At 66.6% G+C, this 19,411-nt stretch carries 17 protein-coding genes and 1 pseudogene; 12 read left to right on the top strand and 6 right to left on the bottom strand.

Annotated features, from left to right (window positions below; all coding sequences use genetic code 11):
- Window positions 1-14 precede the first annotated feature (14 nt).
- The gene (gene coaA / locus G4G29_RS05360) at window positions 15-968 is read right to left on the bottom strand and encodes a type I pantothenate kinase (RefSeq protein WP_183152085.1); all 954 of its coding nucleotides are present in this window, start codon (window positions 966-968) and stop codon (window positions 15-17) included.
- Window positions 969-997: 29 nt separating this feature from the next.
- On the opposite strand from coaA, the pseudogene G4G29_RS05355 reads away from it, so the two are divergent.
- The 4 genes and pseudogenes from G4G29_RS05355 to G4G29_RS05335 all read left to right on the top strand — a co-directional run bounded on the left by G4G29_RS05355 (window position 998) and on the right by G4G29_RS05335 (window position 4,772).
- Window positions 998-1,940: pseudogene (locus G4G29_RS05355) on the top strand (Ppx/GppA family phosphatase).
- A 36-nt stretch (window positions 1,941-1,976) separates the two neighbouring features.
- Complete coding sequence (locus G4G29_RS05350) at window positions 1,977-2,447, top strand: VanZ family protein (protein ID WP_183152084.1); 471 nt, start codon at window positions 1,977-1,979, stop codon at window positions 2,445-2,447.
- 198 nt (window positions 2,448-2,645) lie between these two features.
- Window positions 2,646-3,215, top strand: a complete 570-nt coding sequence (locus G4G29_RS05340) for a low molecular weight phosphatase family protein (RefSeq protein WP_244632413.1) — start codon at window positions 2,646-2,648, stop codon at window positions 3,213-3,215.
- Between the two features lie 93 nt (window positions 3,216-3,308).
- Complete coding sequence (locus tag G4G29_RS05335) at window positions 3,309-4,772, top strand: polysaccharide biosynthesis tyrosine autokinase (RefSeq protein WP_183152082.1); 1,464 nt, start codon at window positions 3,309-3,311, stop codon at window positions 4,770-4,772.
- Here the strand turns inward: G4G29_RS05335 and G4G29_RS05330 are convergent.
- The gene (locus tag G4G29_RS05330) at window positions 4,763-5,875 is read right to left on the bottom strand and encodes a hypothetical protein (RefSeq protein ID WP_183152081.1); all 1,113 of its coding nucleotides are present in this window, start codon (window positions 5,873-5,875) and stop codon (window positions 4,763-4,765) included. The two genes, G4G29_RS05335 and G4G29_RS05330, sit on opposite strands and share 10 nt — an antisense overlap.
- Window positions 5,876-6,131: 256 nt before the next feature.
- On the opposite strand from G4G29_RS05330, the gene G4G29_RS05325 reads away from it, so the two are divergent.
- The 5 genes from G4G29_RS05325 (at window position 6,132) to G4G29_RS21310 (ending at window position 10,266) form a co-directional block, all read left to right on the top strand.
- Window positions 6,132-6,776: a hypothetical protein gene (locus G4G29_RS05325; protein ID WP_183152080.1), complete on the top strand. Its 645-nt coding sequence runs from the start codon at window positions 6,132-6,134 to the stop codon at window positions 6,774-6,776.
- Between the two features lie 165 nt (window positions 6,777-6,941).
- Window positions 6,942-7,838, top strand: a complete 897-nt coding sequence (locus G4G29_RS05320; protein ID WP_183152079.1) for a helix-turn-helix domain-containing protein — start codon at window positions 6,942-6,944, stop codon at window positions 7,836-7,838.
- Between the two features lie 193 nt (window positions 7,839-8,031).
- Entirely contained in the window at window positions 8,032-8,535 is a 504-nt protein-coding gene (locus tag G4G29_RS05315; RefSeq protein WP_183152078.1) for a hypothetical protein, read from the top strand.
- An 86-nt stretch (window positions 8,536-8,621) separates the two neighbouring features.
- A complete protein-coding gene (locus G4G29_RS05310) occupies window positions 8,622-9,125 on the top strand; it encodes a hypothetical protein (protein WP_183152933.1) in 504 nt (167 codons plus the stop codon).
- A 496-nt stretch (window positions 9,126-9,621) separates the two neighbouring features.
- Complete coding sequence (locus G4G29_RS21310) at window positions 9,622-10,266, top strand: hypothetical protein (RefSeq protein WP_183152077.1); 645 nt, start codon at window positions 9,622-9,624, stop codon at window positions 10,264-10,266.
- A 7-nt stretch (window positions 10,267-10,273) separates the two neighbouring features.
- Here G4G29_RS21310 and G4G29_RS05295 read toward each other — a convergent pair whose 3' ends face one another.
- Window positions 10,274-11,347 (bottom strand): DUF418 domain-containing protein, encoded by a 1,074-nt coding sequence (locus G4G29_RS05295; protein ID WP_210274242.1) that lies wholly within the window; start codon window positions 11,345-11,347, stop codon window positions 10,274-10,276.
- Window positions 11,348-11,398: 51 nt separating this feature from the next.
- Here G4G29_RS05295 and lepB point away from each other — a divergent pair, with 51 nt between their 5' ends.
- Window positions 11,399-12,082 carry a signal peptidase I gene (gene lepB / locus G4G29_RS05290; protein ID WP_183152075.1) on the top strand — a complete coding sequence of 228 codons (684 nt, stop codon included), beginning with the start codon at window positions 11,399-11,401 and terminating at the stop codon, window positions 12,080-12,082.
- Between the two features lie 54 nt (window positions 12,083-12,136).
- Here lepB and G4G29_RS05285 read toward each other — a convergent pair whose 3' ends face one another.
- Together G4G29_RS05285 and G4G29_RS05280 are read right to left on the bottom strand one after the other, a co-directional pair.
- The gene (locus tag G4G29_RS05285; protein ID WP_183152074.1) at window positions 12,137-13,264 is read right to left on the bottom strand and encodes a nucleotidyltransferase family protein; all 1,128 of its coding nucleotides are present in this window, start codon (window positions 13,262-13,264) and stop codon (window positions 12,137-12,139) included.
- 64 nt (window positions 13,265-13,328) lie between these two features.
- Window positions 13,329-14,939 (bottom strand): DUF4012 domain-containing protein, encoded by a 1,611-nt coding sequence (locus G4G29_RS05280; protein ID WP_183152073.1) that lies wholly within the window; start codon window positions 14,937-14,939, stop codon window positions 13,329-13,331.
- A 574-nt stretch (window positions 14,940-15,513) separates the two neighbouring features.
- Between G4G29_RS05280 and G4G29_RS05275 the strand changes: the two genes are divergently transcribed.
- Window positions 15,514-16,779 (top strand): nucleotide sugar dehydrogenase, encoded by a 1,266-nt coding sequence (locus tag G4G29_RS05275; RefSeq protein ID WP_183152072.1) that lies wholly within the window; start codon window positions 15,514-15,516, stop codon window positions 16,777-16,779.
- Window positions 16,780-16,788: 9 nt separating this feature from the next.
- Complete coding sequence (locus G4G29_RS05270) at window positions 16,789-18,009, top strand: glycosyltransferase family 4 protein (RefSeq protein ID WP_183152071.1); 1,221 nt, start codon at window positions 16,789-16,791, stop codon at window positions 18,007-18,009.
- Between the two features lie 101 nt (window positions 18,010-18,110).
- Here the strand turns inward: G4G29_RS05270 and G4G29_RS05265 are convergent, their stop codons facing one another.
- A complete protein-coding gene (locus G4G29_RS05265) occupies window positions 18,111-19,409 on the bottom strand; it encodes a hypothetical protein (protein ID WP_183152070.1) in 1,299 nt (432 codons plus the stop codon).
- Window positions 19,410-19,411: the final 2 nt, after the last annotated feature.

Genomic DNA, 19,411 nt, shown 5'->3' with positions numbered 1-19,411 from the left:
TCGGCCCCACCGTGTCAGAGCTTGCGCAGCAGAACGCTCTCCACGTCGTGGTCCGCCCCCTTGCGCAGCACGAGCCGCGCGCGATGCCTGGTCGGCATCACGTTCTCGACGAGGTTCGGCATGTTGATCTCGTTCCAGTAGCCGAGCGCGGTGGTGATCGCCTCGTCATCGGTGAGATGAGCGAACACGTTGAAGTACGAGGACGGGTTGCTGAACGCGGCCTGGCGGAGGGCGAGGAACCGGTCGACGTACCACTTCTCGATGTGCGAGGTCTCGGCGTCGACGAAGATCGAGAAGTCGAACAGGTCGCTCACCGCGACATCGTTCGGTGCAGGAGGCGGCTGCAGCACGTTGAGCCCCTCCACGATGACGACGTCGGGGCGGCGCACCACGACGTTCGCATCGGGCACGATGTCGTAGCGCATGTGCGAATAGAAGGGCGCGCGCACCTCGGTCGCACCGCTCTTGACCTCGGTGAGGAAACCGAGCAGTGCACGCCGGTCGTACGACTCGGGAAAGCCCTTGCGGTCCATGATCCCGCGGCGTTCGAGCTCGGCGTTCGGGTAGAGGAATCCGTCGGTGGTGACCAGTTCCACGCGGGGGGTCCCCGGCCATCGGCTCATGAGCTCGCGCAGCAGTCGGGCGATCGTCGACTTGCCGACCGCGACCGAACCGGCCACTCCGACCACGAACGGCGTGGTCGTGTCGTCCTCCTGGAGGAACTCCGACGTCGCGGCGCCGAGACGCTTGGTGGCGGTGGCGTAGAGGCTGAGCAGTCGGCTCAGAGGAAGATAGACCTCCCGCACCTCGGTGAGGGAGAGCCGGTCGCCGATGCCACGGAGCTCGACGACTTCGGTCTCGGTGAGCGGCTGGTCGAGCCCGGCCGCGAGCCGTGCCCACTCGGCACGACCGATCTCCCGGTAGGGCGACAGCGGCAGCGTGGGGTCGGCGGTGGTCACGGAGTACATCGTAACCGTGGCGCGAGTAGTCTCTTCCCGTGCGCCTGGGAGTCCTCGACATCGGATCCAACACCGTCCATATGCTGGCGGCCGACGTGCGCCCGGGTGGCCGTCCGCTCGCGACGACGAGCGACAGGACCGTGCTGCGCCTCATGCGCTACCTCACGCCGGATGGCGCGATCTCCGAGGAGGGAGTGATCGCCCTCGAAGCGGCGGTCGCTCAGGCGCGGCATGTCGCAGAGGTCGAGCGTGTCGATGCACTCCTCGCCACCGCGACGAGTGCGGTGCGTGACGCGCGCAACGGCGCCGATGTGATCGCCCGCATCGAGGCGGCACTCGGCCAACCGCTGCAGGTGCTCGACGGCGAGACCGAAGCCGAGTTGACCTTCCTCGCCGTCCGACGCTGGTTCGGCTGGTCGGCCGGGCAGCTTCTTCTCCTCGACATCGGCGGCGGCTCGCTCGAGATCGCGGCGGGTGCGGAGGAGATGCCCGACGCCGCGGCATCCGTTCCCCTCGGCGCCGGGCGCATGACGGTGCAGTTCCTGCCGAACGATCCGCCGGGCGAGGGCGATGTCGAGAGGTTGCGGGCACATGCCGCGTCGACGCTCGACGCCGTGCTGCCGCGATTCGTCGCACTCCCCGTCCGGATCACGTCGTCGGTTCATCCAAGGCGATCCGGTCGCTCGCACGGCTGGTCGGCTACCCCGTGCCCGGCTGGTCGGGAAGCGAACGGATGCTGCTGCCTCGTGCCTCTCTCGGGTCGTGGATCCCGCGGCTCGCCCGACTGCCCGCGTCCGCGCGGCAGGAGCTGCCGGGGATCACCCCGACCGCACCTTCCAGATCGTGGCTGCGGCGGTGTCGCTGCATGCGGCGATGACCGCGCTCGACGTGGACGAGCTCGAGGTGTCACCGTGGGCGCTGCGCGAAGGCGTGCTCCTGCGTTACATCGAGCAGCTGAACTGGAGCGACGGCCGAAGCTGAGAGCCCCGCCGAGGTGCCGCCGTTACCATGGCGGACATGCCATCCGCGACCGCCGCTCCCGTCCGCACCGGGGCCGTGTCCGCCCGGGTGGCGCTCGTCGCCTACCTGCTGTTCGTCGGGTTCACGGTGTGGCTGCCGGCGAACGTCTCGGCGAAGGTCACCGGACTCGTCGGCATCCTCGCCCACTGGTCCGCCGACATGGGCATCGCCTCATATGCCCGGAGCGCCGTCGTCCTGGAGTTCCTGGCGAACGTCGCGCTCTTCGTGCCCGTCGGGCTGCTGCTGCCCCTCGCGTGGTCGCGTCTGCGGTTGTGGCGTGTCGTGGTGATCGGCGCACTCATGAGCGGTCTGATCGAATCGGTGCAGGGCCTGATGCCCTCGCGGTTCCCCACGATCTCCGACGTGATCGCGAACAGTCTCGGCGCCCTGGTCGGCGGCGTGATCGCGGTGCTGCTGATCCAGCTGCTGCCGGAACGGGCCCCGCGGAGGCCTAGGCTGGTCGCGTGACGCCGCAGCATGAGGACGGACCGCCGACCGGGATGAGCCGCCGGGAGTGGCGCGAGAAGCAGAAGACCGCTGCGGCCGCAGAACCTTCCCCTCCCTCTGCCGCCACACAGCCGACCCCCATCGGAGGCGGCTTCGCTCGCCGCTCTGCTGGGTGCACCTGACCGGCGGGGTGCCGAGGCGCCGCTGACGATACTCACCGTGTGCACGGGCAACATCTGCCGGTCGCCGCTCGCGGAGGTGCTGCTGCGCGCTGAACTCGAACCCCTCGGCGTGCGCGTCCACAGCGCAGGTACCCACGCTCTGGTCGGCCACGGCATGCCGGAGCCCGCCCTCGAACTCGCAGCGAGGGAGGGCGTCGACCCTGAGGTCGCAGCCGCCCACCAGGCGCGCTACCTGGTCGAGCCTCTCCTCGCAGATGCGGATCTGATCCTCACGATGGCACGCGAGCATCGCTCCCACGTGGTGAAGATGATGCCGAGTCGACTCCGCCGCACCTTCACGGTCCGTGAGTTCGCGCGTCTCGCCTCCACTCTGAGCAGCGCGGATGCGCGCGCGGCCGCCGACGCCGCCGGCGCGTCTCCCCGCGAACGCCTCGCCGCCGTCCTGCGCGCGGTCAACGACCAGCGGGGGCTCACACCCTCATCCGGCGACGACGACGACGTGATCGACCCGTATCGCCGCTCCCGAGAGACCTATGCGCGCTCGGCGGCGGAACTGACCCCGGCTCTGGTCGAGGTCGAGCGCCTCGTGCGCGACGCGCTCATGTGAGCCGTGTCCCCTCCGGCGCACGGGCGTTCACCGTATGCTCATTCTGATGTCTGCGTCCCGAGCTCCACACGGGATGTGCGAGGAGATGAAGAGTTGGAACTGAGAGACTACGCGCGCATCCTGCGCGCCCACTGGATCGTCATCGTCGTCGCCACCCTGGTGGGCGCGGCGGCGGCGTTCGGCTGGAGCGCGCTGCAGCCGCGCGTGTACTCCGCCGATACGACCGGCATCGTGACGGCGGTGGGCGGCGACGGCACGAGCGGTTCCGCCCTCGTGGGCAACCAGCTCGCGCAGAGCAGGGTCAAGTCGTATCTCAACCTCGGTTCCTGGCGTGCCGTGGCCGAGCATGCGATGGAGGAGCTCGACATCGACACCTCCCCCGACGTGCTCGTCAATCGCGTCACGGTGACCAACCCGGTCGACACGACCGCTCTCAAGGTCACGGCCACCGGGCCAACGCCGGAGTCGGCGCAGGCGCTGGCACAGGCCTGGCTCGACGGCATGGCGATCGAGATCGAGAAGCTCGAGGGCGGCACCGCTGAGGCACCCGCGGCGATCTCTCTCATCGTCGGCGATTCGGCCCGCCTCCCCAGCAGCCCGTCCTCCCCGAACACACGTCTGAATGTGATCATCGGCGCCCTCGCCGGCCTCGCGCTCGGACTCGTCTACGCGTTCGTGCGGCACACGGTCGACCGTCGTGTGCGTCATCCGCGTGACATCGAGCGCGAGACCGGCGTCTCGGTGATCGGCACACTGCCGCTCGAGAAGTCCATGTCGGATGAACGACAGGTGATCGACTTCTCGCTGGAGTCGCAGCACGGCGTCTCGCATCACACGATCGAGTCGATGCGCGAGCTGCGCACGAACCTCCAGTTCATCGACGTCGACAACCCGCCGCGGGTGATCGTCGTCACCAGCTCGGTGCCGGGAGACGGCAAGTCGACGGTGTCGGTCAACCTCGCCTCGAGCCTGGCCGCTGCCGGCCAGTGGGCCATCCTGATCGACTGCGACCTCCGGCGCCCCGTGATCGCCGACATCTTCGGGATGTCGCGCGATGTCGGACTCACCGATGTCCTCGCCGGTCGTGCCGAACTCCAGGATGTGGCGCACCGCCCGTCCCGAGACGTCCCCCTCGCCGTCGTCGGCGCTGGACGCATCCCGCCGAATCCCAGTGAGCTGCTCGGTTCGCAGCGCATGCGCGACTTCCTGGCCGAGATCAGCAAGTCGGCGATCGTCATCCTCGACTCCCCGCCCGTGTTGCCCGTGACGGATGCCGCGGTGCTGGCTGCGGGTGCCGACGGCGTGCTCATCGTCGTCTCTTCGGGGAAGACGACGTTCGACATGCTGCAGCGCGCCATCGATGCGATCACGCGCACCACTGGCCGCGTGCTCGGGGTCGTGCTGAACCGCGTGCCCCGCAAGGGTGCGGAATCGGCGTATTACGGCCGCGAGTACTACGGCGCCTACGAGCGATATGCGCAGAAGGAGGACGACGCCGAATCGGCCGAGTCCGAGCACGCTCCCGGCGTGCGCAGGCGGGGTTCCGCTCAGGTCTGAGGCTCGGCTGCCCGCAGTAGATCGTCGGCGATCAGCTGCGCGACGGCTGCGTCCACGAGCTCCGCAGGGTCCGCTCCGTCCGGGCGTCCGTGCTCGGCGATGACCTCGTCGGTGATCTCGTCGATCGTTCGTCCCGGTGCCGCCGCCCAGACGGAGGGGCCGATGCCGTCGAGGACGTGGAGTCGGCTCCCCGCGGCGCAGCGACGCAGCACCGCGAGCCGTCCGTCTCCGAGGTCGAGGGCATCGACGACAGGAGTGCGCTGGTATCCCCTGATCGCCTCCGACACCACGGTCTCCTCCAGTCCTTCCGCCGATGAGGTCGCCTGTGTGCGCGGTCGCGCGGCGTCGCCCACTTTCGGGGTGGCCAGGAGCTCGTCGATCGTCGCGTCGAGCGTCTCGACCTCGCGATAGCTCACGCGCACGGCGCCGCCGGTCGCGTCCAGGAGATGCCGGACCAGATGCAGAGGCGCCGGTGCATCGCTGAGATAGCTCGTCTGCGGGGCCAGCAGTTCGAGCGCCGTCGCGGTATCGAGCGGCTCGACCTCCGGCGCCTCCGGCCCGTCGGGGCGGCGGTCGAGGACGACGATCCTGGCGACCCGCGGTCGCGCGGGCAGCGGATGGCTCGCGTGGATGGCCGAGGGGGCGACCTGCAGCTTGTGGGGCGAGTCCGGCTGGATGACGGACAGAGGCTTCCGGTAGGGGACGACTTCTCCGTGCGCCGTGATCGCGACGGTCTCATCGCTGACGTAGGCGAACCGACGCGAGAGGTGCCGTGCGGCCGTGGTCTTTCCGGTGCCGGATGCCGCACTCAACACGACGACGTTCCCGTCGTGGTCGGCGAGGCCGGCAGCATGCAGCATCCACAGGTCTGCTCCGCGGCGCGCGGCCAGCGCTGCGAGCGTCACGTCGGTGGAGAGCATCGCGAGTGCGGCGTCGTCATCCAGCTCGGACCGATCGGCCACCACGGCCTCGGGCTCCCCCTCCGACGAGGTCGCAGCGTCAGCCCAGGCCGCCCGCACCCGGTCGAGGAACGCTTCTCCTCGGTCGGCGATCTCGATGTCGATGACGACGCCGATCGCGGCGACTCGGAGGCGATCGGACATGCCTGCAAGCCTATCCAGCATTCACGGGGAGACGAGGCGCACGCCACGAGGCATGGGCGGCATGCGCCTTTGCTTCAAAAGCACAATGCGCGCAGAAAGAACGCGCAGAGCGCGCTTTTCGCCCATTCCCCGCACGGGCCGCTCATCCCGCGCCTACCGTGACTCGCACGGGGAGGCTCCTGGGGGATGCAGAAGATTCGTGTCGCCTCACCGGTCACGCACGAAGCATCATCTGCATCAATGAGGAGCACGCAGTATGACCGAAGACAGCCAGCACAGCACAGGATTTTCGCGCCGGACGATCATGAAGGGCGCCGCGTGGTCTGTACCGGTCGTGGCGGCCGTCGTGGCGACCCCGCTCGCTGCGGCGAGCATCACTCCGACCTCGGTCGCGTGGACGGGAACCAGCACCTCGCTGGCGACGCTCCAGCTCCTCGACGGCGGAGGCACCCTCAGCGCCCAGGCCCTCGTCACCCTGCCGACCGAGTTCTCCATCAGGAACGGCAGCAGTGCCCGCACGGCCGAGATCGCCACCATCAGCGTCACCGTCGGTCGTCCCGCAGGGATCAACATCCCCGTCGGACGCGCTCGCGGTTTCGGGGTGCAGTCCGTGAACGGCGTCACCACCACAGCCGGAGAGCGGACCGCGACATACCAGACGGCGCCGATCGTCGGGCAGTTCGGGTTCCCTCTGACGACGTGGACGGGCACCCGCACCATCACGATCGCAAGCGACGGAACGCTGGTGATGCCGATCGCGTTCGGCCTCGCGGGAACCTCGACCGGAGTGGCCGTCTCGGCTCTTGCGAGCTTCCCGGTGACACTCAACGTCACCCTCGGTGCCGACACCTACACCGCGGTGAGTTCCGTGACCGTGCCCGTCGGGGCCGGGATCCTCTGAGCCGACCGGCACGTTCCGCCACACCTGCTGAACATTTGTTCAATCATTCCCCTTTCCAGGGCTGCTGACCGATATCCTTTCGGGCAACGAGAGCGATCGGCGGCCGGGATGACCTCCCGGCCGTCGTCGTACTCTCGGAAGTCCGACCTCCGAAGGAGGCCTTTCGTGAACACCAAGATCGCCCGCTCCATCGACGACCGCGAACTCGCCATGCACGGCATCCGCCGCGTCGGAGACAGGCCCGGTCTGCGCTCGCGCGTCCGTTCCTCCGGCGGAGTCCTGCTCCTCGGCATCAGCGGCGCGACGTCGGAACTCACGATCGACACCGCCACCGTGTACCCCGAGCATTCCGTGTTCGCTTTCGTCGAGACGCAGGCGCTGTGGTCGCGGCTCGAGGGCGAGCCGTGGGTCGAGACGGAGGGCGGTCTCGTCATCGCTCCGCAGGGGATCACGCGGCGCCTGCGCTGGGCCGGCTCGTGGCGGGTCTCAGCCGCTCTCGTGCCCCGGTCCGCCATCGCCTCCTTCGTCCCGTCGCTGGCTCCGGACGCCAACGTGTATCCCGAGCGGAGGCTCCTCGACACGTCCATGCAGCAGTTCGTCACGGGACTCCTCGACGCCGATGCCCAGGCTTCCGCGATCGAGCAGTATGCGATCGAGCAGCTGGTGATGGAGATGAGCGGCGCCATGCTGCTCGACCGCATGGGCGCGGTCACCGGGCAGGGCACCCCGCACGAGGTTCTCCGTGAGCGTGCGATCGCCGTGATCGCCCAGCAGTGCGGAGACCCGGCGCTCAATCCCGCGCGCGTCGCTCGAGAGGTCCAGTCGTCCCTGCGTCAGCTGCAACTGGTGTTCTCCGAGTCGGGGAACAGCGTCGCCGGCGAGATCCGTCGCCAGCGCGCCCGCCTCGCGCACTCCCTCCTGATGGACAGCCGCTACGACGTGCTGAGCATCGACCAGATCGCGCAGCGCGCCGGGTTCCATTCGCCGATGAGCCTGCGACGCGCTCTCGACGACGCGTATTCGTGCACTCCGCGCGCCCTGCGCGCCGCTCGCCGCGCCTGAGCGCGGACCTCGGAAAACTCATTCCGCGCAGGTTGAGCGCACCCTGCGCGTAGTTCCTCGGAACGCCCTTCTGCGCTGTTTCCGCCGCCCTAGCTTGAGGTCACGAAGAGGCTCCTGGGGGATGCAGACAACGTGTCGCCTCTTCGACGACACCGCGGGCAACCGCATCTGCATCTAACAGGAGGGCACTCACGTGACCGAGGAAATCCAGAAGAACAAGGGCATCTCGCGCCGCACGATCGTCAAGGGCGCCGCATGGTCGGTCCCCGTCATCGCTGCCGCCGTCGCCACGCCGCTCGCCGCCGCATCGGTGGTCGATGTGGGCGCATTCTCCGTCGACGGCGACTGCGGCACGTTGGGGCTTCTGTTCCCCGGCTTCGAGATCACGGCGGGGCCCAGCGCGCCGCTTCCGGCAGGAACGGTGATCACGATCACCGCGACCGGAATCGCGAACGTGCAGCTCTTCTCGATCTCGAGCGCGCTGGCCGACATCCAGCTCCTCGGCCCCACGTCGCAGCAGATCACGCTCGTGGCCGACCTTCCGGCCGGAACGTCGTTCGATGCCCGCGCCGTCGTCGGCCTCGGCGTCGGGAGCACCCTGACGGCGACCGCCACGCTCCCCGCCGGCTACACGGCCACCGGTGCGAAGACTTCGGGCTCCCTGAGCCAGACCGCGATCCTCTGCTCCGACTCCTGATCGATTCGGACGATACCGGATGGCCGGACCTGCGGGTCCGGCCATCCGGGCGTCCTGCACGACTCCCCCTGACGAATGGAACACCCATGACCGACGAACAACCCAGCGCAGGTCGCTTCTCCCGGCGCACGATCGTCAAAGGCGCCGCATGGTCGGTGCCCATCATCGCCGCAGCGGTCGCCACGCCGCTGGCCGCCGCGTCGACCGATGTCGAGGTAGGCGCCTTTGCGCTGCGCGGCACGTGCGGCACCCTGGGCCTCCTCGGACCGGGATTCACCCTGACCGCCGGGACAGCGCCCCTGCCTGTCGGCACCACCCTTCTCATCAACGGCTCCGGCGTCGCGAATGTCGGTGTCTTCGGCGTCTCCGGCGGGACCGCGAGCGTCTCCGTGCTCTCGGGCACCAGCCGCCTGATCACCCTGACGTCCGCGCTCCCGGCCGGCGCGACCATCGCGTTCCGCTCGACGCTGTCGATCACGGTCGCGTTCACGCTCAACGGCATCACCACCCTGCCGTCCGGCTACATCGCCACGGGGAGCAAGCCGACCGGAACGGTCAGCTCGACTCTGGTCCTGTGCTCCGGCACCTGAGCTGTTCAACGATTCTGCGGACGGAACTCGGCCGTCGAGCAGTACCTGCTCGGGAACATGACCGCGCGACACAGCTGAGCCAGCGCACGACGGAGCGGCCGGATCCTTCACGGTCCGGTCGCTCCGTCGATGCAGGATAATGAGCCCATGATCGCGTTCCTTCTCCCGCTCGCGGTGTTCCTCGCCACCGTCTTCGCGGCGAGCGCCCTTGGCAAGGTGCGATCCGCAGATCGGGGGCTCACGGCGTTCACCGCCCTGCGTATCCCCGTGCGCCACCCGCACACCGCGGCGGTGTCGCTCATCGTCCTCGAGGCGGTGATGGCACTCGGCCTCCTGCTGACCACGGGGTGGCTCTTCGTGGGTTTCTCCAGCGCCGCCCTCCTCCTGTGCACAGGGCTGCTGATCGCTGTGGTCCGAGCGCATAGGCTCGGGTCGGACGACGACTGCGGATGCTTCGGCGAATGGCTCCCCCTCCGCCGTCGGCCCTCGGCTCATCGTGCGCAACGCGGTCCTCACCGTCGTCATCGCCCTGTCGACGCTCGCCGCTGCACTCGCCGCCCTCGGTTCGTCGCTTCCCGTCGGCATCCCGGCCGTCGCGGGCTCCGCGACGGCTGCGCCCGTCGCGATCGGCGCCGTCGGCTCGGGCCTGCTGATCGCCACCGCAGTCTGGTCCATCGTGCGGGCGTCGGGCATCGCGGCCGCCGAGACCGATCAGATCCCCCGCGGAGCCGGTGCGGTACTCCTCCCCGGCACGGCGGAGGTCGTCGATGTCCTCGCCCCCGGCGCGCGCGCACGACTCCTCCTGTTCGTCTCTCCGGGATGCCACGCCTGCGCCACAGCCATCGCCTCGCTCGACACGGCGGAAGAGCAGCTGGCACCGTTCGTGGACGTCTATGTCATCCAACGGCTCACGGCGGGCATGGTGGACACGGGCTCGTCGCACAGCATCCCGGCATCTGCCCGCTTCGCGCTGGACATCGGGGGCTCACTCGACAGCGCGCTCGAGGTCGGACGGGTCGCCCCCGTCGGCGCTCTCATCGGCACGAACGGTTCCCAGGCCGGGCCGCTCGCGCGCGGCAGTGACGACGTCGCCGTGCTGATCGACAGCATCCGGGCCCTCGCAGACGTGACCCCCGCCTGAGCCGCCGTCAGCGGCGACGCAGAAGCGGCTTGCGTCGCCCGGTGAGCCACCCCATCACCCATTCCACCGGACCGGTGCCGACGAACCGCCACCAGAGCCAGCCCACCAGGATCATGCCGGGAACGATCACGAGCCAGCCGGGCCAGAAGTTCTCGACAGGGCGGCCGTAGGCGCGGGCATACAGCGCGATGATGCCGACATGCAGCAGGTACAGTGACAGCGCCACCTGACCGCACGCGATCAACGGGACGAAGACCGGTTGCCAGAACCGTTTCGCTCCTTCCCGACGCACGGTCGCGGCGAGCACGACCACGACGTAGACCGCGAAGACGAGACCGATGTCCTTGAGGGTGTCGAGGTAGTCGCCGGACTGGATTCCGCCACGTTCCATGAAGGCGACCGCGCCCCATGCCAGATACGACGCCACCGCGACGAGGCCGATCACGCCCAGAAGGCGATCGCGGCGGAGTCCATGCCGGATCAGCAGACCGCCGATGAGGAAGAAGGGCAGGAGGTTGACGAGCCGGTAGTGCGGGCTCATCACCACCCAGTCGAGGATGTCGCGCAGGGGGCTCGGTGCGGCGTAGGCCCATCCCCATCCCCGCCCCAGACGCACGAGCGGATCGCTGATCACCAGGACGACCGCGGTGGTCCCGATCACCCACGGGCTCCGGGCGAGGAGCAGGGGCACCCCGATGAGGAGGAGGATACCGAGGTGGGCGAGAACGATCGCGACCCAGGACCCCCAGGTCGCCATCCACACTCCGAGCACGATGAGGAACACACCGCGGATCGCCTGTTGTCCCAGGGTCACCGGTATACGCGGCCCACGGTTCCAGACGATCTGGGCGGACATGCCCATCACGAGAGCGAAGAGTGGCGACGCCACTTCGCTGAACATCGCGATGACGAAGGACACGGCACCGGAACGCTCCGGAACCATGGGTCCGGCGTGGGCGATGAGCATCGCCACGATGGCCACGCCACGGAGGACATCGGGGACCACGAGCCTCTCGAAGCGCGACGGCGACAGGACGGACTCCTCGGTGCGCGTCATGTGGACGTCGGCTTCTCGACCCATTCTTTGACACTATTGGGTGTGTCCCCGACTGCGCGACCAGAGAAAGTCACGATGACGACCACCGACGAACCTCGACGGCGACGCAATCCTCTCCGAAGCGTGTGGGCGAGCGTGGCGCTCGCGCTCACACTCACACTCCTGATCGTCGCGTTCGTGGGTCAGCCGTCTTCCAGCTCGATGTCCCCGACCTTGCAACCCGGAGACAGGCTCATCGTCAACCGTCTCGCCTACGTCGCCGCGGACCCCGCTCCGGGCGACATCGTCGTCTTCCGCCCGGACGAACGCTGGGGCGACGAACCCGCCGCGCCGACGAACTGGCTGTCCGCCGCATTGCGCTGGGCCGGAGAGACCACCGGTATCCGTCCGTACGTCCTCGTCAAGCGGGTGATCGCCGGCCCCGGGCAGACGGTCGAATGCTGCGACGCCGACGGCTCAGTGCTGGTCGACGGGGCGCCGATCGACGAGCCCTACGTCGTCGAGAATCTGCCCTACACCGCCGGCGAGGTGGATTGCGAGACAGAGCCCGCTTCGTCACGCTGCTTCCCCGCGGTCACGGTGCCGGAGAACGCCTACCTCGTCCTCGGCGACAACCGTGCGAACTCTGCCGATTCCGTCTATCGCTGTCGCGGCGATGCGGACGCAGGAGACGAGTGCTTCCGTTGGATGATGCGCGCCGATGCCTTCGGCAAGGCCGGCCCGATCCTGTGGCCGATCAGCCGGTGGGGCGGACCGTAGAGGTCGACACTCGACACTCGACACTCAGTCGGCGTCGCTCGTTCGGCAGGCGGGTCAATCTCCCCGGAGCAGCCTCACGAGACCGTCCCGCAGGCGCTTCACTCGCACGAGGAAGACTGCCTTCGGCGGGAGGTCTGATGCTGCCCGGACTCTTCGGGACGCGTCACGCGCGGGCCAGACCAGTCGCTTCACCACTCGCGCCCGCTGCCGCCAGGGCAACAGCCGGACAGCTGCCAGTTGACGCCTCGGCACCGAGACCACAGACCGCCACTCCCAGTCAGACGGAATCCGGGTGCTGATCCGAGACGGATCGAAATCAGGGAACCCCTCGGACAACGCGTCTTTCAGAACGAATCCGGCCCCGAGCCGTTCGGTCACGTCGATGGTCGAGTCGCCGGCGCTCGTGAGGGCACGCACAGCCGTGCTTCTCTGTTCCGGGGTGTGCTGTCTGCCCGCAACCGGACGCAGCTCATGGAGTGCATAGATCACCGCGTGGACCGGCGGAGAGGGAACCCGTACGAGCGTGCCGGCGAAAGCGCGGGTGACCGTGTTAGCCAGGACGAGATCGAACGCCGCCGACTCGTCGAGAGTCATCCCCGGAAAGCGCGTGTGGACGTCGATCTCGCACCCCCACTCCCCCGGCATCAGGGTCTGGGAGTGCGCGATACGGGTCCCGTCGAACGCGGTCCGCGAGGTTCGCCACCCCCACCTCTCCATGGCCTCGGCCAGGATCGTCTCGTGGCCCGGTCGAACCCAGCAGTCGACGTCGCCCGAGTGCTCCTTGCCGCGCAGACCCTGCCAATGCAGGACAGGCCCCTTGATGAAGACGATGTCGATCCCCGCTTGATCGGCGACGTTGCTCAGCAGCGCATACACGAGCTCATGCTGGTACGACACGAGCCAGGGCGGACTCGCCCGGCGACTCGGCAGGGTCGGCGATTCGGATCGCACGAGCACGCCAAGATCCTCCAACGCCGCCAGAGCGTCTCGTGTGGGTTCGTCGACATCGGAATCGTCGATGGCAGCATCGAGTGCTTCGCTCCAGAGCGCTGCACCGTCGCCCCACAGGATCTGGGGTGGTGAAGGAATGATCGGCGTGACGACGAACTCGTAGCCCTCCGAAGCGAGGTCGTGGTTGCGCACATCCAGCGCGCCGAAGCTCGCGGCCACCCAGTACGACATCTGCCCTCCGAGCGGAATGCTATCGCGAGACGGGAGGCGAACGGGCCCCCGCCGAACCGCGCCGTCAGTCGCAGCCCGGCGCCACGACGTCGACTGCGGTATCCCTCACCATCGGAGTGTGCTTCACCACGAGCGGACCGAACGACCCACTCTCGGCGTCGTCGGAAGCCTTCATCACCACCTGCAGCGCCGCGGACTCGCCTGGCTGGAGGACCACGTTCACGCGGATGGCGTCACGCCCGAGATGCGTCGTGTGCGCAAGCGCATCGCGCGCCGCCCCGTTCACCGTCCAGCTCTCGATGGTCGCGCCCACCGGGGCGTAGACGATGTAGTCGGTGCCGATGTCCCCGGGGGTGAAGTACGGTCCGGTGATGTAGCGCGGAAGCTCGTTCGCGTCCTCGCGGGTGATCCCGTTGTGGAGGTTGACGGTCGTGGTCCAGCTCGGAGCGCCCGCCGCCGTGCACTGGTCCGTCTCGACCGCGATGTCCGCGTCGACGTAGTAGTCCATCTTCGACCCGGTGGTGTCGTTGAAGTAGACACCGATCGCCGTCTCGTCCTCATTGTCGACCGGAAGCACGCCGGCGACGGGTGACCCGCCGATGACCTCCGTCACCGCGGGGTCGGGGACCCAGAGTTTCAACCGCCCTTCGACAGACGCTTTGGCGCCGGCGTCGACGAGCTTCACGGGCGACGCTCCCCCGGCCAGCAGGCCGTTGAACACCGAAACCGCCGCACTAGCGAAAAACGCGTTCGAGTCCTGGCCCTTGGGGTACTTGAAGTACACCTCGTTCATGAGCAGCGCGGTCGCGTTCTTCGATGTGAGCACATCGCCCGTCGCAAGAGTGAGGGGCCCGGTGGCATCGAGGAAATAGCTCAACGCAACTGGATCCACCGAGACGACTCCATCGATCTGGTCATCGAACTCCGATGCCCACCATCCCTGCATCAGCGTCGCGACCGTAGGAAAGTCCGGAGTGGACGTCATGTTTGCCGTCCATCGGCCGACGATGTCGGAGTAAAGCGCCGTCGTCTCCGCATCGAGCGGGACGATCGACTGCGGAATGGCGAAGGGGAACTCGGTGGCTGCGACTTCCTTCTCGAACGTGATCGCACCCTGGTCCGCGCGAACGAGCACAAAGGAACCTGGACTCCCGCCGCTGGCGCGCGCCTCCGCATTGCCCTGGAACATGAGCAGGTAGTTCTTCGGCCCGTCCGCCCCCAGCAGTCCTGGCAGGATCCCGAGAATATCCTCAGCCGGAGAGACAAGAGCGCTCACCTGACCCACGGCGTCGTCAACTTGCCGGAATCCATCGCCCACTTGGTCGATCAAGGCACTGCGATCGATGGCGTCTAGGCGCCCGTCGATATCGCCGATCACGTCGCTGATTCTCATCACCGCGGCCTGGATGTCCGACAGCCCAGCGACATCCACCTTTCCCCCGGTCGGAGCGATCGACGCAAGCGTGATGGATGACGCCGGCACCAGGATCTCGGTACCCACTGTCTCCGCAACGTTCGTCACTGTACGCACCGCACGGAGGTTCTCGAACACGGGCAGGGGGATCCCCTGGAGCACGTCCCACAACCGCCCATCGACGGCAGCGTTCGCGGCCGACGCCTCCTTGACGTAGGCCTGAGCGGCGAGTTCCGCAGCCGCAACGTCGCTGGCTAGCATCGCCGACTTCACTTGATTCACGAACGGCATCGCAGTTGCGAGGTGCTCGCGCGCAGAAGTCGCCTGCTCATACACTCGCTTGGCGGCGAACCCGCCGCCAACACCCAAAGCAACGATGAGGAGAAAGGCTGCGGAACTCCAAATCCAGATCCGCCGACGCCTTGTTGCTCGACGACTACCTCGACCGGCTCGGTTGGAGGTTCGCATCTCAGAGGCATGGGCTCGAGGCGACTCATACCGGCTAGCAGGTTCACTCGAACCTGCCGCTGCGGGGCGAGAGGTGGAGAACAACGCCTCCATGCTGTCATCGCCTTCTCGCCGGAGCCGATCGCGCCGGAGTGGTGGCGGCTGATGGGGGTCGCTCATAACCCGATTCAAGCACAGGGCGGCTGACGGAGAACTGCATGGAGGACTAGCAGATCGGACATGACGCTCCGCAAGACTCGGTGGACGGACGGCATCGTCGGCGCGGACCGAATGATCGTTCGCTAGAATGATCTCGCTTGCGCGACGCCGCGCCTTCTTGCGCTTTCACCGTCGGCGCACCGCCACATTCACTCATTCGAAGGGTCTCATGTCCACGCCTCAGAAGGTCGTTGTAATCGGTCAGGGATACGTCGGGCTCCCCGTCGCAATGAGAGCGGTCGACGCGGGATTCGTGGTCATCGGCCTCGACATCGACGAGCGTCGGGTACGTGCGCTCGCCCGCGGCGAGTCTTTCGTTGAAGACATCAGTGGTGCGGAGCTCGCGGAAGCGCTCGGATCTGGCAGATACACGCCCACGACGAGCTACGACGAAGCCCGAGGCTTCGACATCGCCGTCATCAGTGTTCCGACCCCCCTGCGCGAATCGCTGCCAGATCTGACGTTCATCGAAGAGGCCGGCCGCTCCCTCGCTGAGCACCTCACCCCCGGCGCCACAGTCATTCTGGAGTCGACCACATACCCCGGCACCACCGAGGAGCTCCTCGTTCCGATCCTGGAATCGGGCAGCGGCCTTCGTGCCGGCGACGACTTCTACGTCGGCTACTCCCCTGAGCGCATCGACCCGGGCAACCAGAAATGGAATCTGCAGACAACCCCGAAGGTGGTATCAGGGATCAATCCTCCGTCGCTGCAGCGGGTGCAGGCATTCTTCGACAGGATCGTCGATCGCACGGTGCCCGTGTCTGGCACCCGGGAAGCCGAGCTCACCAAGCTTCTCGAGAACACGTTCCGCCACGTCAACATCGCTCTGGTCAACGAACTCGCAGTTTTCGCGAATCAGCTTGGGGTGAATGTATGGGAGTCCATCGATGCCGCCGCAACGAAGCCGTTCGGTTTCATGAAGTTCACGCCTGGACCCGGCGTCGGCGGGCACTGCCTGCCAGTCGACCCGAGCTATCTCTCTTGGCAAGTACGGAGAGAACTGGGGAAGTCGTTCCGCTTCGTGGAGCTCGCCAACGACATCAACGAGCACATGCCGAGTTACGTCGTGGAGCGGAGCATCGACCTTCTCAACGCTGACAGAAAAGCCGTCAACGGTTCGAAGATCATCTTGGTCGGGCTGTCCTACAAGAAGAACACCGGCGACGTTCGCGAAGCACCAGCGAAGCGCATCATCGAACTCCTCACGCAGCTCGGCGCTGAAGTCTCGGCAGCAGACCCTCACGTGTCCGAACACCAGTGGCCCGCGGCGACGACACGGATCGATCTCAACCGAGAGGGAATCGACTCGTTCGATCTGGCTATCGTGGTCACCGACCACGACGAGTTCGATGTAAGCCGTCTCACAGCTGGATCGACCCCCGTCCTGGACACGCGCAACGTGCTTCACGGCGATAACGTCACGCGCCTCTGAGCCGCGCTGATGCGAATCGTCTATTTGCACCAGTACTTCAACACTCCCGATCAGCCAGGTAGCACGCGATCCTACGAGTTCGCCCGTCGCTTGGCCGCACGAGGTCACGACGTCAAGATCGTCACCTCGGAACGCGGCCCCGGCTCATCAGCTAAATGGAGTGCAGCGACCATAGATGGATTCGAAGTTCATCGGCGGCAAGTACCATATGACAATACGATGGGGGCGATCGCGCGGCTGAGAGCCTTCGCAACTTTCGCAGTTTCTGCAGCGTCAAAAGCCCGGAAACTCCACGGCGACGTGATCTTCGCCACCAGCACCCCGTTGACGATCATTCTCCCTGCATGGTTCGCCGCCGCGGGCCGTAGAACACCGATCGTGTTCGAGGTTCGTGATTCTTGGCCCACTGTGCCGATCGCACTGGGGTACCTGAACAATCCGCTCGCCCAGCGAGCCGCTCGCGCTTTGGAGCGTTTCGCCTACCGAAAGTCGTCGCAGGTCGTCGCGCTGTCACCTGGGATGAAAGACGATGCCTGTCAGCATGGTGCTGAGGCGAGCAAGATCACGGTTATCCCAAATGCCGCAGACGTCGAGCTGTTCGACGTCGATCCCGCCGTCGGCGTCGAATGGCGTGCCGCGAACGACATCTCTCCGGATGCACCACTCATCGTGTACACCGGAACATTCGGTGCCGCGAACGAGGTCGAATATCTGGTCGACGTCGCTGCGGAGGCAGTACGACTCGATCCCACGATCGTCTTCGCTCTCATCGGAACGGGTGCCCGCGAGGCTTCCGTTCGTGCTCGAGCTGCGAGCGTGAACCTGCTGGGAACGACGGTTCGAGTACTGCCACCCGTGTCGAAGAATGAGGTGTCACGGATCCTGGCGGCAGCCGATATCGCCACCTCAGTGGTCACCGAGAACCCCGCGATGAACGCCAACAGCGCCAACAAGTTCTTCGACACATTGGCAGCGGGCCGGGCGATCGCGATCAACCACGAGGGCTGGCAGGCGGATCTGATCCGGGAACACTCTGTCGGCCTCGTGCTCGATCGCAAGGATGTCGCTGCTGCCGCGCGCAGCATTCTCGCGTTGGCGACGAACGCAGAGGCACTCGCTGCTACGCAGGATCGGGCGCGTGCGCTCGCCAGGAGCGATTTCGCCCGGGACGACCTCGCGATCAAGCTTGCTGAGGTGCTCGAATCCGTCGCGCCGCCGTCCGCGTCGTGAAGGTTTGACCCCGTCTGCAGCGTCCTCGTCGCGCGTCGGCGGCACTCGGCTGTCAGCTCGTGCAGTCGAATGCTGACGGCATCAGCCTGAACGCGCCGGGCTCACTTCGCCGACGGTGAACGAGGCGCCGTCGTGACCTCTCGGTCACGGTTGGCCACCCGATCGGGCACAGAGAAAATGATGGCCGCGAACAGGAACCCTCGAAGCATGAACAACGGGGTGAGGATCAGCGACTGCCAGTTCCCCTCGGAGATTCCGGTCGTCAGGAAGCCGATGAAGAACAAGAACGGGACGATTCTTCCCGCATTAAGATGGCGCCATGAGGCGGCGAGAACGAGGCCGACGAAGACCAGTGAGCACAACAGGTAGAAGAGGCCACCATGAACCAATAGCGTGATCATCATGTTGTGGCTGCTCGTGTGAGCAAACCCTGTGAACATCGCATGTTCGGCGTACCACCCGTACCCCAGCCCCAAAATAGGAGACTCGGACCACGCCAAGAGGTCCGTCTGCCAGATTCTCCCCCTCCCCGTGAGGAAAGCCGGGTCCGTGTTGAGGATAGGAAGCAACACAACCACCGTTGATATTCCGACGATGATCAGCGCAGCCACAAACTTCTTGACACCGATGGAAATGAACTTCCGGCTGAACAGGAATGCGAAGACAAGCATGATTCCGACAGAGATCAACGATGTCCGCGCGAAGGTCATCCAGAGCGGTGGAACTATAAAAAGCAGAAAGAGCAGGCGAGCGCTTGTCTTCTTCCAAAGAAAGACAAACGGTACGCAGGTACTCAGGACCAGACCAAGCGAATTCGCGTTCGCAAACGGCCCGGCGAGCAACCGCTGTCCCCCCTCGCCCTTATAAGATCCGAGAAAGGAACCGAGCTCGTTGGTCATGAAAGCAATACTCGGCGTGGCAACGCTCATGAGCAACGCGATGCCCCCCACAATCGCACCGTAGACCGCAAACACTCTGAGCCACTCAAGCTGAGGCTTGATTGCCCACAAGGCGAAAAAGACAATCCCGGTCGCAGCGATGTTGAGGATGTCAGTCGCCTGACCCACCTCACCTCGCAGGATCTCTGTCACCTGAAGGGTCGAGACCAAGAAGATGATCAGGAGCGGGATGCCAACGCTGCGGCGCCCCTTCTCACCCCGACGTGAAAGGCAGACGTGCACAGCGTAGACAACGAGCACGGCGAGCACGATGAAGCGAACGATGAGGACGTCGGCGCCCTCGTTCTCCGACCGATCTCCGAGGTATGCACCTGCGAGCCCCGGCACGAGCAGGGATGCGAACGCGATGGAACTCAGTAAGGAGAATTCCTTACGCCGGGCTCGCTCGGTCTTGTCTGACGAGACTGCTCTCGAAACGATCGAGCCTGGCGTCGGCAGCATGC

The sequence above is a fragment of the Microbacterium sp. Se63.02b genome (assembly GCF_014171575.1).
Taxonomy (GTDB): Bacteria; Actinomycetota; Actinomycetes; order Actinomycetales; family Microbacteriaceae; genus Microbacterium.
The sequence above is the reverse complement of the archived record's forward strand: the minus strand, read 5'-3'. Positions and strand labels throughout refer to the sequence as shown.